Raw genomic sequence first — 13,254 nt, 5'->3', positions numbered from 1 at the left:
CCACGAAGCTGGAGACATGCCAGTGCTTGCCGTGAACAACAGAACCGTCCACTACGAGGACGCCGGGGGAGTCGGTACGCCGGTGCTCGCCCTGCACGGCACCTTCGGGCGCGGTACGACGTTCGCCGCCGTCGCCGACCGGCTCCGCCCGGAGTACCGGCTGATCGCCCCGGATTTGCGCGGTCACGGGCTCTCGGCCGGGGGTGGTGAGTTCGGGCGGGATGCGTTCGTCGCCGACGCGGCCGGATTCGTGACCGCCTTGGGACTCGAGCCCGCGCTCGTGATCGGGCACTCGCTCGGCGGCGTCACGGCGTACCAGCTGGCCGCTCGCCGCCCGGAACTGGTGCGGGCGCTGGTGATCGAGGACGTCGGCGCCGTGACCGACGTGCCGGTGGTGGCGCAGCCAGTGCTCGACGTCACCGGCTGGCCGCGGACGTTCCCTGACCGGCTGGCGGCCGAGGACTTCTTCGCCGCCTCGCCCGCGCCCGACTACTTCCTGGAGAGTGTGGTGGAGCGCGCCGACGGGCAATGGGAGCTGTTGTTCGATCCGCTCGACATGATGGCGGTGCAGCAGGAAAACGTCGGAATCTGGTGGGATGACTGGCTCGCCGCGCCGCAGCCCATCCTGTTGCTCACCGCAACGGACAGCTTCCTGATCCCGCCCGAGCATGCCGCGGAGATGGTCGCCCGGCGGCCTGGTACCGAGCTGGTGACCTTCGACGCCACCGGCCACTGGATTCACCGACAAGACCCGGAGGCCTACGCAGCCGCCGTGCGAACCTTCTTCGAAAGCGCCGGGTGAGGGTTACACCTGGAGCGCGGCCGAGTACGGCGGTACTCCGAGCAGCGCTGCCTGCTCGGCGTCGAGCACCGTCGGTCGGGTCTCCTGCTCCGCCCGGTCGACCACGATCCGATACCTCTGCGCCAGCAGGTCGTACAGCGAACCCTCCAGGTCCTCTGACAACAGATCAGGCGCATGCGCGCCCACCAGCCAAACGTCCTCCAGGCACATCGTCTGGGAGTTCGCGAGCCGGAGCCGGGCGCCCGGAGCCAGGCCGCGAGCGCGCATGTCCCTCAGGTGGCGTTACCGACGACGCAGACCTGAACGATTCAGTTTTCGAAAATGTTTGAATTAGGGCTTGTTCAAGCATCTTCGCCCAGATACGGTCACGTCCAATCAGATCCCTGTGACAGAGTGCGAGGGGAGTGAGGGCTGATCAGCGAGTCATCCACCGCCGTCGAGGAGCGAACCGGGCGGCGTGCACCGGACCAATTGCGGACCCGGATCCGTGCCGGGAGCCTGCGCTATCTGGGCCGCCGCCTCGGGTTCTACCTGGTGACGTTCTGGGCGGCGTTGACCTTCAACTTCCTGATTCCGCGGTTCATGCCGGGTGACCCGGCGGCGACGATGCTCCGGCGGATCCAGCAGTTGACGGGCCAGGCGCCGACACCCGACCAGGTCCGCTCGGTGCGCCTGTTCTTCGGCGGCGCGCGCGAGAACCTGCCGGCGCAGTACCTGCACTACCTGAACGATCTCGTGCACTTCCGCTTCGGGCTCTCGCTGAGCGAGTACCCGACGCCCGTCGTCGATCTGATCGCGCAGGCCCTGCCGTGGACGCTGCTGCTGGTGGGGACGACCACGATCCTCGCCTGGATCATCGGCACCGCGCTGGGTGCGTACATGGGCTGGAAGCCGGGCAGCCGGTTCGACGCGATCTTCGCGCCGACAACCACGTTCCTGCACGCGATTCCGGCGTTCTGGCTGTCCCTGGTCGCGCTCTGGGCGTTCGCCTTCAAGCTCGGCTGGTTCCCGGTGTCGGGTGCCTACGACCCCGACGTGCCGTACCAGATCAACAACATCTGGTTCCTGCTGAGCACGCTCGAGTACGGCGCGTTGCCGGCGCTGACCCTGATCTTCATCGGGTTCAACGGCTGGCTCTTCACCATGCGCAACGTGATGGTGACGACCGTCAGCGAGGACTACGTGCTGCTGGCGAAGGCGAAAGGGCTGCCGACCTGGCGGGTGTTGTTCAAGTACGCCGCCCGCAACGCGCTGCTGCCCAACGTCACCGGACTCGCCCTGGCGATCGGAGGGATCCTCGGCGGCGTCCTGCTGACCGAAGTCGTGTTCACCTACCCAGGTCTCGGTCACCGGTTGTACCGGGCAACTGTCGACCACGACTTCCCGGTGATGCAGACGATCTTCCTGCTGATCACGCTCACGGTGCTGATCGCGAACCTGATCGCCGACTCGATCTACGTCCTGCTCGATCCGCGGACCAGGGACGAGGGCTGACCCATGCTGTACGGATTCCTGCGCAACTCCAAGGTCCGCATCGGACTCGCCGTCTTCGCCGCCTTCCTGCTGCTCGCGCTGCTCGGCCCGTGGTTCGTGTCGGCGGTCCTGGGCACCACGCCCCGCGCGATCGACTACGACGCCCTCGGTCAGCCACCGAGCTCGGACCATCTCCTCGGTACGACGCTGCCCGGTTCGGACGTCCTCGCACAGGTGATCGTCGGCGCGCGTGGCTCCGTCTTCGTGGGCATCACGAGCGCAGTGCTCGCGACCGTGATCGCCGCGCTGGTCGGCGTACCCAGCGGGTTCCTGGGCGGCAAGCTCGATCACGGGCTGACGGCGTTCACCAATCTGTTCCTCACCCTGCCGAGCTTCGCGCTGACGTTGATCATCGCGGGTTACGTGCAGGGTGCGGCGTGGTGGGTGATCGCGCTCATCATCGCGGCGTTCGAATGGCCGGGTGGCGCCCGGACTTTGCGGTCGCAGACCATGTCGCTGCGCGGCCGGGACTTCACCGTCGCGATGCGGATGCTGGGCGAGTCCAAGACGCGGCTGGTGTTCGCCGAGGTGATGCCCCATATGACCGGCATCGTGTCGGCGATGTTCCTGCGCGCCTGTGTCGCCGGGGTGTTCGCGGAGGCGGCGCTGAGCTTCCTCGGGATCGGCACCACCGGCAGCGTCAGCTGGGGCACGATCATCGCCGAGGCGCAGGGACAAAGCGCCATCCTCAACGGTCTGTGGTGGTGGTTCGTGCCACCGGGCCTGTGCATCGCCCTGCTCGGCACCGCGACCGCGCTGGTCAACTTCGGCATCGACGAGATCAGCAATCCACGACTGTCCGCCGCGAACCGCAAGCTGATGAAGCGCTTCCGCCGCGCCGCTCGGACAGTGCAACCGGAGGTGGCCCGATGAGCGAGGTCCTGCTGGAGGTGGACGGCCTCACCGTCGAATACCTGTCCCAGGAAGGGTCGGTGAAAGCCTGCGCCGACGTGTCGTTCACGTTGCACCGCGGTCAGATCCTGGGAGTCGCGGGCGAGTCCGGCTCGGGCAAGTCGACCCTGATCACCGCGCTGACGAGGCTGCAGCGGCCGCCGGCGGTGACGTCCGCCGGACGCCTCGTGTACCACCCGGTCGACGGCGACAAGGTCGATCTCCTGACCCTCTCGGAACGCCGGCTGCGCGCGTACCGCTGGTCGGAGCTCGCCATCGTCCTGCAGAGCGCGATGGACTGCTTGAACCCGGTGATGCGGCTGGGCGACCAGTTCGAGGACGTACTGCGCTGCCACGACTCGCAACTGACGCGACGGCAGGCCTGGGACAGAGCCGAGGAACTCGTCGCGATGGTCGGAATCGGGCCCGAGCGGCTGCGCTCGTACCCACACGAACTCTCCGGCGGCATGCGGCAGCGGTCCCTGATCGCCCTCGCGCTGGCCTGTGATCCGGACCTGATCGTGATGGACGAGCCGACGACCGCGGTGGACGTCGTCATGCAACGGCAGATCCTCGCCCAACTGCTGAAACTCCAGGACCAGTTGGGGTTCGCGGTCGTCTTCGTCACGCACGACCTGTCGCTGCTGCTCGAGCTGGCGGACCAGATCGCGATCATGTACGGCGGCCGGATCGTCGAGCTCGGCTCCGCCAGGGAGATCTACACCGCCCCGAAACACCCGTACACCCGCGGTCTCCGCGACTCGTTCCCACCGCTGCACGGCGAACTCGTCACGATGCAAGGCATCCCCGGTTCGCCGCCGGACCTGCGGACGCCGCCGCCCGGCTGCGCGTTCCACCCCCGCTGCGCGGACCGGCTCGACGCCTGTGACCAGCGGATCCCGTTGCTCCGGCAGGTCGGCCGCAACGATGTCGCCTGCTTGTTGTACGAGGAGACCCCATGAGCGCTCCGGTGCTGGAGGCAACCAATCTGAGCAAGGAGTTCCCGGTGCACGGCCGCGGCTCCCGCGGTACGACGGTCAAGGCCGTGCAGAACGCGAACGTCACGCTGCACAAGGGCAGCATCGTCGCGCTCGTCGGCGAGAGTGGTTCGGGCAAGACCACGGTGGCCCGGATGCTGGCGCTCGCCTACCCGCAGACGGCCGGGACCATCCGCCTCAACGGCGCGGAGGTGTCGCACGCCCGGAACGCCGAACGCTCGTACTTCCGCCAGGTCCAGTTGATCTTCCAGGACCCGTTCGCCTCGCTGAACCCGCTCCACAAGGTGCGGTACACCCTCGGCCGGGCGCTGCGGATCCACCAGCGCGGCCTGCGCGGCAAGGAGCTGGAGGAACAGACACTCGAGCTGCTGCGCAAGGTGAATCTGACACCTGTCGAGCAGTTCATCGACAAGTTCCCGCACGAGCTGTCCGGAGGTCAGCGCCAGCGGATCGTCATCGCCCGGGCGCTCGCGGTCCGGCCGAGTGTGCTGCTCGGTGACGAGCCGATCTCGATGCTGGACGTCTCCATCCGGCTCGACATCCTGAACCTGCTCGCGAAGCTCCGCGACGAAGAGGGCCTCGCGCTGCTCTACATCACGCACGACATCGCGAGCGCACGCTACCTCTGCGACACGATCCAGGTGATGTACGCCGGCCAGATGGTCGAAGGGGGTCCGCGGGAGTCTGTGATCCAGTCGCCCAAACACCCGTACACGAAGCTGCTGCTGGACTCCTCGCCCGACCCGGGCCGGTCCCTGCGATCCGGCGACGCCGGTCTGTTCGATGTCGCCGGGGACCTCGGCGAACCACCCAACCTGGTCGATCCGCCGAGTGGCTGTCAGTTCCACCCCCGGTGCCCGTTCGCGATGGACGAGTGCCGGCAGACATTCCCCGAACGCACCGAGTTCCCTGACGGTCAGTGGGCGCACTGCTGGCTGCATCAGAAGGACAGGGGCCACGTCCTGGAAGGAAACACATGATGCATCGCAAACTCGTCGCGGTCGCCGCGGCGGTCACCCTCGCGGCGGCCGTCGGGTGCAGCACCGACAAGGGAACTGGCAGCAGCAGCTCCACCGGCGGCAAGGCGACGGTGGACACCCTCAACATGACCGCCTCCGCCGCGGCGCCGACGTTCGTGAAGAACTGGAACCGGTTCTCGCCCGCGGACAAGAAGAGCCCGGCCACCAACCTGTTGTACGAACCGTTGATCCGGATCAACCACCTGGCCGCGAAGAAGCCCGAGCCGTGGCTGGCGGAGTCGTTCGAGTGGAGCGCGGACGGCAAGACGCTGACCTTCAAGCTGCGCAAGGACGTCAAGTGGTCCGACGGTACGCCGTTCACCGCCAAGGACGTGAAGTTCACCTTCGAGGCGCCGACGTCGAATCCGAAGCTGACCCAGAACTCGCTCGGCTTCAAGACCATCACGACTCCTGACGACCACACGGTCGTGGTCGGCTACGACGACGTCGCGTACCAGAAGCTCGCGTCGTACGGCGACGAGCGGATCGTCCCCGAGCACATCTGGTCCAAGCAGAACCTGGAGACCTGGACCAACCCCGAACCGGTCGGCACCGGTCCGGCCAAGCTGGCGAAGTTCTCGCCCCAGCAGATCACCTTCGACTGGCGTGACGACTACTGGGGCGGGAAGGCCAAGGGCGTCAAGCACATCAACATCAAGCCGTTCGCCGACCCGCAGGTGGGCAAGGCGATGATGCTGAACGGGCAGCTCGACTGGAGCACGATGTCCTGGCAGGACGCCGACAAGCAGTACGTCGCGAAGAACCCGAAGACCAATCACTACTGGACCTATCCGACCGGTGGTGACGAAGGCCTGAACTTCAACACCGCGAAGCCGCCGCTCGACGACGTCCACGTCCGGCGAGCCCTGTACGCCGCGATCGACCCGGAGAAGCTGCTCAAGCTCAACGTGACCGGTCAGAGCCCGACGAACGCGACCGGGTACGACGCGAAGGTGTACGGCGATCTGCTCGCGCCGGAGTACAAGGACAAGCCACACACCCAGGACCTCGCCGCGGCGAAGGCCGAGCTGGCGAAGGCGTCGTACAAGCTCGATGCCAACGGCAACCTGTCGAAGGGCGGGAAGGCGTACCCGCTGACGATGAAGCCCGTCGTCGAGTACTCCAACTGGAGCGCCTGGGGCCTCGGTCTCGCCGAGCAGTGGCGGACCGGGCTGGGCCTCAACGTCAAGGTCGTGCCGACTCCGGAGGACCAGCTCTGGGGACAGATGGCCAAGGGCGACTACAACATCGCGCTCGACTGGCAGGCCGGCGGCAACACGCCGTGGGCCGGGTACGACGGCGTACTGAACAGCGCCAACACCGCGCCGCTCGGCCAGGAGGCGTCGACGAACTACACCCGCTGGCAGGACAAGACCACCGACGACCTGCTGGCGAAGTGGCGCGTCACCAACGACGAGGCGAAGCAGAAGGAGTACGCCGCCGCGCTGCAGAAGATCGTCGTCGACAACGCGCCCTTCGCGCCCCTGTTCACCGCGGCCTGGTTCATCGAGGTCAACTCCACCCGGTGGACCGGCTGGCCGGACCCGGCGAACGCGGAGTACGTCCCGCACTCGGTCCTGGGCCCGGAGACCATCCTCACCATCCAGAACCTCACACCCGCCAAGTGAGCCGGGCTAGCTGAGGAGGTTCGCGAGGTCTGGATGGCGGGATCGGTAGTTGGTCAGGAGGGTTCGGGCCGTCGTGACCGAGTCGACCAGCGGGTGGAGGGCCAGGGCTTGGAGAGCCAGCTTGGGTGAGTGGTCGCGAGCGGCTGCGATCGTGAGCTGCTCGACGGCCTTCACCTGCTGTACCAGGCCTAGCTGGTGACCGGCCAGTGGTGTCGTGGCGAGCGGATGGGGGCCGTCGGCATCTACTGTGCAGGGGACCTCGACCACGGCGTCGGCGGGGAGGCCGGGGACTGCGGAGCCGTTGCGGACGTTGAGGATCATGGTGCTGCGCTCGTTGCGGGCGATCGCCGCCATGATCGCGACCGCGACGCCTTCGTAGCCGCCGCCCGCCACATCAGCCTCGTCGCGGGCCTCGGCCGCGCCCCGGGTCTCCTGCATGTACGTCGAGTCGCGCTGCTCGCGGACCTGGCGCCAGCGGCTTAGGGCAGAGTCGGGGTCCGCGGCGACCGCGTCGTAGAAGGCGCGCTGCTGGTCGAGCAGGAACTCGCCGCGGGTCTCGGCGCCGCCACGGATCGAAGCGACTGCGTCCCGGGTGAAGTAGTAGTAGTACAAGTACTCGTTCGGGATGCAGCCCAGGGTCTGGATCCACTCGGCGCCGAACAGCCGGCCTTCCTCGATCGTGCCCAGGAGCTGCTCGTTCGCGATCAGGTCCTGGAGTACGTCGCGGCCGTCGTACCCGAGCTCGTTGAGCCAGCCGAGGTGGTTGAGGCCGACGTACCCGAGGGAGGCCCGGTCCGGGTCGTGGCCGAGGGCGCGGGCGGCGCGGCGGCCGAGGCCGATCGGGGAGTCGCAGATCCCGATCACCCGGTTGCCGAGCACGGCCTGCATCGCCTCGGTGATCATGCCGGCCGGGTTGGTGAAGTTGATGACCCACGCCTGCGGGCAGATCGCGGCGACCCGCTCGGCGACGCGGACGGCGGCAGGCACCGTCCGCAGTCCGTAGGCGAGCCCGCCGGGGCCGGTGGTCTCCTGACCGAGCAGTCCGAGGTCGAGGGCGACGCGTTCGTCCGCGGTCCGGCCCTCGAGGCCGCCCACCCGGATCGCGGAGAAGACGAAGTCCGCGCCGTCGAGGGCGACGTCGAGCTCGGTGGTCACCTCGATCTTCGGCGCGTCCGGCTGCTCCGCGGCGAGCTGCCGCAGTACCTGTCCGATCGCCTCCAGCCGGCCGGGGTCGACGTCGTACAGGCACACCTGGTCGACCCGGCGGCTGTCCCGGTCCCGCATGACCGCGCCGTACACGAGCGGAACCCGGAAACCTCCTCCGCCGAGGATGGCCAGCTTCATGTGGTGATTACCTCCACGCCGTTGTCGTTGCAGATCTGGAGTGTGTCGGGGTCGGCCCCGGAGTTCGTGACGAGTACGTTGAGGTCGGCGGCACCGCAGACCTTGAGCTTGCCGCTGCCCGGGAACTTGTTCCGGTCGGCGAGCAGCACGGTCTTGTCGGACGCCGCGATCATCGCCCGTTTCACCGGTACCTCGACCGTGGTCGTGTCGAGGACGAATCCGTCCCGCCGTACGCCGCTCGCGCCGAGGAACGCCACATCCGCGTGGATCTGGCGCAACGCGTCCTCGGTCAGGACCCCGACCAGCGAGTGGTAGGCCCGCCGGACCCAGCCGCCGAGCAGGATCAGCTCCACCACCGGGTCGTCACGCAGTACGTCGAGGACCGCGAGGCTGGTCGTCATCACGGTGACCTGGCGGCCGCGCAGTTCGTCGGCGAGCAACTGGGTGGTCGTCCCGACGTCGAGCAGGACCACGTCGCCGTCCTGGACCAGGGTCGCCGCCCGCCGGGCGATCTGCCGCTTCTCCGGGGTCGCGTCGGCGGCCACGGAGGCGAACGGGCGCTCCCGGTCGGCGTCCTCACTGTCGCCGGCCGGGACGATCGCGCCGCCGTGCACGCGGGTGATCTGGCCGGCCTCGTCGAGGTGCTGCAGGTCGCGCCGGATCGTCGCCGAGCTGACGCCGAGCAGGCGGGCCAGCTCCTCCACCGAGGTGGCGCCGTCGGACCGCAGCCGCTGCACGATCTCGAGTTGCCGCTGGTGTCGCACGGGTCGACCATAGCAGGCAAATCTGCTCAAAAGTACGCATAGATTGCATCTTTTTGCTCATAAATGCTTGTCAGGGCAGTTTGTCAGGAGCAAGATGACCGTCATGCCTGATACGCCCTACGACCCGCTCGCCGGTCTGCGCGGCCCGGGGACACCCGACTTCGACGTCTTCCTCTGGGGCACGGTCTTCCTCGACATCATCTTCACCGACCTCGCCGAGCGCCCGACCGGAGGTACGGAGGTCTGGGCGCAGGGAATGGGGTCGTCGCCGGGCGGCACCGCCAACCTGGCCATCGCGGCCAGCCGGCTCGGCCTGCGGACGTCGCTCGCGGCCGCGTTCGGCGACGACAACTACGCCGACTTCTGCTGGAGCACGCTGGCCGAGCAGGAGCATGTCGACCTCAGCCGGTCCCGGCGCTTCGAGAACTGGCACTCGCCGGTGACGATGTCGGTCGCGTACGACGGCGATCGCAGCATGGTGACCCACGGGCACCCGTCGCCGGTGCCCGCCACCGAGATGATCGGACGGCCGCCGCGGACCCGTGCGGTGATCGTCGACCTCGGCGACATCGAAGGGCTCGGCGACCCGGATCGCGTCACCTGGGTCGACCTGGCCCGCGACGACGGCGGACTGGTGTTCGCCGACGTCGGCTGGGACCCGACCGGGAAGTGGTCGTCGGAGGTCCTGGACCAGCTCGCGCACTGCGACGCCTTCCTGCCGAACGCGGTCGAGGCGATGGCCTACACCCGGACCGAGTCGCCGCAGGACGCGCTCTACGCGCTGGCCGACCGGGTGCCGCTCGCGGTCGTCACGAACGGCGCGGAAGGTGCCATGGGCATCGATGCGCGCACCGGTGAGGAGGCGCGCATCCCGGCACTGCGCGTGCCCGCGCTGGACCCGACCGGCGCCGGCGACGTGTTCGGCGCCGGCCTGGTCCTCGGCACCCTGGCCGGTTGGGCGCTCGCCGACCGGCTGGCCTTCGCTACGCTGTGCTCGGCCCTCGCCGTCCAGCAGTTCGGCGGTTCGCTCGCCGCACCCGGATGGGGCGACATCGTCGACTGGTGGCACGACCTGCGCAAGAACGACGACCAGAGCAGCTACACCCGATCGCTGCGGCGCAGGTACGAGTTCCTGGACGAGATCGTCCCGAGTGTGCCGGTCGGCGCCGTACGCCGGGCCGTGGCGACCATCGCCCGCAACGCCGACGTCACCATCAACTGACCGTCAGGTCGGAGGGAGAACCCCATGTCACGCATTTCCCGGTTCGGGGTCGCAGCGGCCGTCGGCCTGCTCGGCCTGGCGACCGCCTGCGCACCTGGATCGAACACCTCGGCGCCACCGTCGCAGGCCAACCCGTCGTCGGTGCAGACCGACCCCGCGAAGATGGGCGACGTCACGCTGCTCGTGTGGGACCAGGAGGTGCGCGGCGGCCAGGACGCACAGATGAAGGAGCTGAACGCCGCGTTCCAGGCGAAGTACCCGAACATCAAGCTCAAGCGGGTCTCGCGGTCGTTCGACGACCTGAAGACCACGCTGCGGCTGGCACTCAGCGGCAACGAGCCGCCCGACGTCGTGCAGGCGAACAACGGCCGGTCGGACATGGGCGAGTTCGTCAAGGCGAACCAGCTGGTCCCGCTCGACCCGTACCTGAAGGCGTACGGGTGGGACAAGCGGTACCCGCAGTCGGTCCGGCAGTACTCGCAGTACACCCCGGACGGAAAGACGTTCGGCCAGGGCAACCTGTACGGGATGCCGCAGGTCGGCGAGGTCGTCGGGATCTTCTACAGCAAGAAGAAGCTCGCCGCCGCGGGCCTGCAACCGCCGGCCACCTGGGACGAGTTCCAGTCCTCGCTCGCCACGCTGAAGTCCAAGGGTGACGCGCCGCTGGTGCTCGGCAACCTGGAGAAGTGGCCGGCCATCCACGTGTTCGGCACGGTCCAGGGCCGGACCGCCGCGCCGGACACGATCAAGCAGCTCGGCTTCGGACGGAAGGGCGCGTCCTGGAAGACCGAGGAGAACCTGAAGGCGGCGCAGACTCTCACCGACTGGGTCGGCAAGGGCTACTTCAACGACGGTTTCAACGGCCAGGACTACGACCCGGCCTGGCAGTCGTTTGCCAAGGGCAAGGGGACGTACCTGATCGCTGGCACCTGGTTGCAGGCCGACCTGGGCAAGGCGATGGGCGACGACGTCGGCTTCATGCTCCCGCCGGGTACGTCGGCCGACGCCAAGCCGGTCGCCACGGGCGGTACCGGGCTGCCGTTCGCGATCACGGCTAAGAGCAAGCACCCCGAGGCCGCGGCGGCGTACCTGAACTTCATCACCAGCGCGGACGCCATGGGCACGCTGTCGAAGACCGGGAACCTGCCGGTGGCCGACACCTCCAAGCAGGAGGTCTCGGGCGGTCTGCAGAAGGACGTCTTCACCGCGTTCGGCAAGGTCGTCGAGTCCGACGGGCTGCTGCCGTACCTGGACTACGCGACACCGACGATGCCGGACACGATCGGCGCGGCCCTGCAGGACCTGCTGGCCGGCAAGGCCAAGCCGGAGCAGTTCGCCGACCGTCTCGAAAAGGACTATGGTGCGTTCGCCGAAGCCAACGGATAGCCCACCAGGCGAACCGCGACGGATCGCCTACCTGTACCTGCTTCCCGGATTCGCGGTGTACGCCGCTTTCCTGCTCTACCCGCTGCTCCGGTCGGTCCAGCTGTCCTTCTACGACTGGGACGGGCTGACCCTCGGCACGTGGGTCGGGGTCGCCAACTACCAGGAGATCGTCAGCGACGTCGGCCTGCGGTCCGCGTTCGGGCACGCGCTCGTGCTGATGCTGTTCTTCGCGGTGATCCCGGTCTGCGTCGGGCTGGTCCTGGCGTCGGTGCTCAATCGGGCGAAGGTCCGCGGACTGGCGTTCTTCCGGACGGTCGTGTTTCTGCCCCAGGTGGTCGCGATGGTTGTCGTCGCGGTCGCCTGGCGGCGGATGTACGCACCGGACGGCACCATCAACGACCTGCTCCGCGCGATCGGGCTCGGCTCGCTCGCGCGGGGCTGGCTCGGCGACTACGCGCTGGCGCTGCCGGCGGTCGGCTTCATCGGAACGTGGTTCGAGACCGGGCTGGTGACCGTGTTGCTGCTGGCCGGGATGAGCCGGATCAGCGGCAGCCTGTACGAGGCGGCGCGACTCGACGGCGCCGGGCCGGTGCAGGAGTTCTTCGCGGTGACGCTGCCGTCGGTCCGTGGCGAGATCGCGGTCGCGCTGACGCTGACCGTGATCGCGGCGCTGCGGACGTTCGACCTGGTGTATGTGACGACCAGCGGCGGTCCGGGCAACTCGACGTCCGTGCCGTCGTACGAGGTGTACCACCGCGCGTTCGAGCTCGGCCGGGTCGGCTCGGCCGCCGCCGTCGGCGTCACGCTGACGGTCCTGATCCTGCTGATCTCGCTGGTCATCAACCGGATCGCCGACCGGGAGGCGGCTCGATGATCTCTCGCTCCGAGAAGGCGGCGAACTACGTCGTCCTGCTGGCGTTCGCGGCGTTCGCGCTGGCGCCGATCCTGACCGTTCTGCAGTCCGCGTTCGGCCCCGCGGACGCCGGTGACACCTCCGGCTTCGGGAACTTCGCCGAGGCCTGGAAGGTCGGTCACTTCGGCACCTACCTGCGGATGAGCATCGCGGTCTCGGTGTCGGTCGTGATCGTCAGCGTGCTGCTGTCCATCCTGACAGGCTTCGCCTTCGGCACGATGAAGTTCCGCGGGTCGGGCGTCCTGTTCTACCTGTTCCTGCTGGGCATCATGATGCCCAGCGAGGCGATCGTCGTACCGCTGTACTTCGATCTGCGCACGCTCGGCCTCACCGATACCTTCTGGGCCGTCGCGCTGCCCCAGGTCGCCCAGTCCGTTGCCTTCGGCACGTTCTGGATGCGGACCTACTTCCGGGCCGGCGGCCGGGACCTCGTCGAGGCGGCCCGGCTGGACGGCGCGTCCACCCGGCGGATCCTCTGGCAGGTCCTGGTACCGCTGGCCCGCCCGGCGATCGTCACGATGACCGTCCTGGTCTTCATGTGGACCTGGAACGAGTTCCTGATCCCGCTGGTGATGGTCACCGACGAGAACCTCCGGACCGCACCGCTCGGCCTGGCCTTCTTCCAGGGGCAGTACAGCCAGGGCTTCACGCTGCTGGCCGCCGGCGCGGTGATCGTCGCGACCCCGGTCGTGGTCCTTTACCTCTTCCTGCAGCGCCACTTCATCGCGGGCATGCTCGAGGGCGCAGTCAGGGA

Annotated in this window: 13 protein-coding genes; 10 read left to right on the top strand and 3 right to left on the bottom strand. The window is 68.3% G+C overall.

All coding sequences use genetic code 11. The features are described from left to right. The first annotated feature begins 16 nt into the window (after positions 1-16). Complete coding sequence (locus tag BJY22_RS00065) at positions 17-802, top strand: alpha/beta fold hydrolase (RefSeq protein ID WP_167203136.1); 786 nt, start codon at positions 17-19, stop codon at positions 800-802. 3 nt (positions 803-805) lie between these two features. On the opposite strand, the gene BJY22_RS00060 is transcribed toward BJY22_RS00065, so the two are convergent. Continuing rightward, positions 806-1,069, bottom strand: a complete 264-nt coding sequence (locus tag BJY22_RS00060; RefSeq protein ID WP_167203135.1) for a UTRA domain-containing protein — start codon at positions 1,067-1,069, stop codon at positions 806-808. A 204-nt stretch (positions 1,070-1,273) separates the two neighbouring features. On the opposite strand from BJY22_RS00060, the gene BJY22_RS00055 reads away from it, so the two are divergent. From BJY22_RS00055 to BJY22_RS00035, 5 genes are read left to right on the top strand one after another with little or no spacing between them, the layout of a single operon-like run. Continuing rightward, positions 1,274-2,296, top strand: a complete 1,023-nt coding sequence (locus BJY22_RS00055) for an ABC transporter permease (RefSeq protein ID WP_202890927.1) — start codon at positions 1,274-1,276, stop codon at positions 2,294-2,296. A gap of 3 nt (positions 2,297-2,299) precedes the next feature. Continuing rightward, positions 2,300-3,208, top strand: coding sequence for an ABC transporter permease (locus BJY22_RS00050; protein WP_167203134.1), 909 nt, complete (start codon positions 2,300-2,302; stop codon positions 3,206-3,208). After that, the gene (locus BJY22_RS00045; protein WP_167203133.1) at positions 3,205-4,188 is read left to right on the top strand and encodes an ABC transporter ATP-binding protein; all 984 of its coding nucleotides are present in this window, start codon (positions 3,205-3,207) and stop codon (positions 4,186-4,188) included. Before BJY22_RS00050 ends, BJY22_RS00045 begins: the two co-directional genes overlap by 4 nt. Continuing rightward, positions 4,185-5,204 carry an ABC transporter ATP-binding protein gene (locus tag BJY22_RS00040; protein WP_167203132.1) on the top strand — a complete coding sequence of 340 codons (1,020 nt, stop codon included), beginning with the start codon at positions 4,185-4,187 and terminating at the stop codon, positions 5,202-5,204. Before BJY22_RS00045 ends, BJY22_RS00040 begins: the two co-directional genes overlap by 4 nt. Further along, a complete protein-coding gene (locus BJY22_RS00035) occupies positions 5,201-6,871 on the top strand; it encodes an ABC transporter substrate-binding protein (protein WP_167203131.1) in 1,671 nt (556 codons plus the stop codon). Before BJY22_RS00040 ends, BJY22_RS00035 begins: the two co-directional genes overlap by 4 nt. Positions 6,872-6,877: 6 nt before the next feature. On the opposite strand, the gene BJY22_RS00030 is transcribed toward BJY22_RS00035, so the two are convergent. Next, entirely contained in the window at positions 6,878-8,215 is a 1,338-nt protein-coding gene (locus BJY22_RS00030; RefSeq protein WP_167203130.1) for a 6-phospho-beta-glucosidase, read from the bottom strand. Continuing rightward, positions 8,212-8,979 carry a DeoR family transcriptional regulator gene (locus BJY22_RS00025; RefSeq protein WP_167203129.1) on the bottom strand — a complete coding sequence of 256 codons (768 nt, stop codon included), beginning with the start codon at positions 8,977-8,979 and terminating at the stop codon, positions 8,212-8,214. The genes BJY22_RS00030 and BJY22_RS00025 overlap by 4 nt, the downstream gene beginning before the upstream one ends. 103 nt (positions 8,980-9,082) lie before the next feature. Here BJY22_RS00025 and BJY22_RS00020 point away from each other — a divergent pair, with 103 nt between their 5' ends. From BJY22_RS00020 to BJY22_RS00005, 4 genes are all read left to right on the top strand, one after another. After that, positions 9,083-10,201, top strand: a complete 1,119-nt coding sequence (locus BJY22_RS00020; RefSeq protein WP_238350251.1) for a carbohydrate kinase family protein — start codon at positions 9,083-9,085, stop codon at positions 10,199-10,201. 24 nt (positions 10,202-10,225) lie between these two features. After that, complete coding sequence (locus tag BJY22_RS00015) at positions 10,226-11,587, top strand: extracellular solute-binding protein (RefSeq protein ID WP_167203127.1); 1,362 nt, start codon at positions 10,226-10,228, stop codon at positions 11,585-11,587. A 55-nt stretch (positions 11,588-11,642) separates the two neighbouring features. Then, positions 11,643-12,461, top strand: a complete 819-nt coding sequence (locus tag BJY22_RS00010) for a carbohydrate ABC transporter permease (protein ID WP_337757873.1) — start codon at positions 11,643-11,645, stop codon at positions 12,459-12,461. After that, on the top strand, positions 12,458-13,254 hold a 797-nt coding region (locus tag BJY22_RS00005; RefSeq protein WP_167203125.1), incomplete at its 3' end, for a carbohydrate ABC transporter permease. The genes BJY22_RS00010 and BJY22_RS00005, both read left to right, overlap by 4 nt.

Source organism: Kribbella shirazensis, assembly GCF_011761605.1.
Lineage (GTDB): Bacteria > Actinomycetota > Actinomycetes > Propionibacteriales > Kribbellaceae > Kribbella > Kribbella shirazensis.
The sequence above is the reverse complement of the archived record's forward strand: the minus strand, read 5'-3'. Positions and strand labels throughout refer to the sequence as shown.

Bases quoted from the DNA above. Each gene is read 5' to 3' on its own strand.
- BJY22_RS00065 (WP_167203136.1), top strand. From the start codon at position 17: ATGCCAGTGCTTGCCGTGAACAACAGAACCGTCCACTACGAGGACGCC.
- BJY22_RS00060 (WP_167203135.1), bottom strand. From the start codon at position 1,069: ATGCGCGCTCGCGGCCTGGCTCCGGGCGCCCGGCTCCGGCTCGCGAAC.
- BJY22_RS00050 (WP_167203134.1), top strand. From the start codon at position 2,300: ATGCTGTACGGATTCCTGCGCAACTCCAAGGTCCGCATCGGACTCGCC.
- BJY22_RS00035 (WP_167203131.1), top strand. From the start codon at position 5,201: ATGATGCATCGCAAACTCGTCGCGGTCGCCGCGGCGGTCACCCTCGCG.
- BJY22_RS00030 (WP_167203130.1), bottom strand. From the start codon at position 8,215: ATGAAGCTGGCCATCCTCGGCGGAGGAGGTTTCCGGGTTCCGCTCGTG.
- BJY22_RS00015 (WP_167203127.1), top strand. From the start codon at position 10,226: ATGTCACGCATTTCCCGGTTCGGGGTCGCAGCGGCCGTCGGCCTGCTC.
- BJY22_RS00040 (WP_167203132.1), top strand. From the start codon at position 4,185: ATGAGCGCTCCGGTGCTGGAGGCAACCAATCTGAGCAAGGAGTTCCCG.
- BJY22_RS00020 (WP_238350251.1), top strand. From the start codon at position 9,083: ATGCCTGATACGCCCTACGACCCGCTCGCCGGTCTGCGCGGCCCGGGG.
- BJY22_RS00045 (WP_167203133.1), top strand. From the start codon at position 3,205: ATGAGCGAGGTCCTGCTGGAGGTGGACGGCCTCACCGTCGAATACCTG.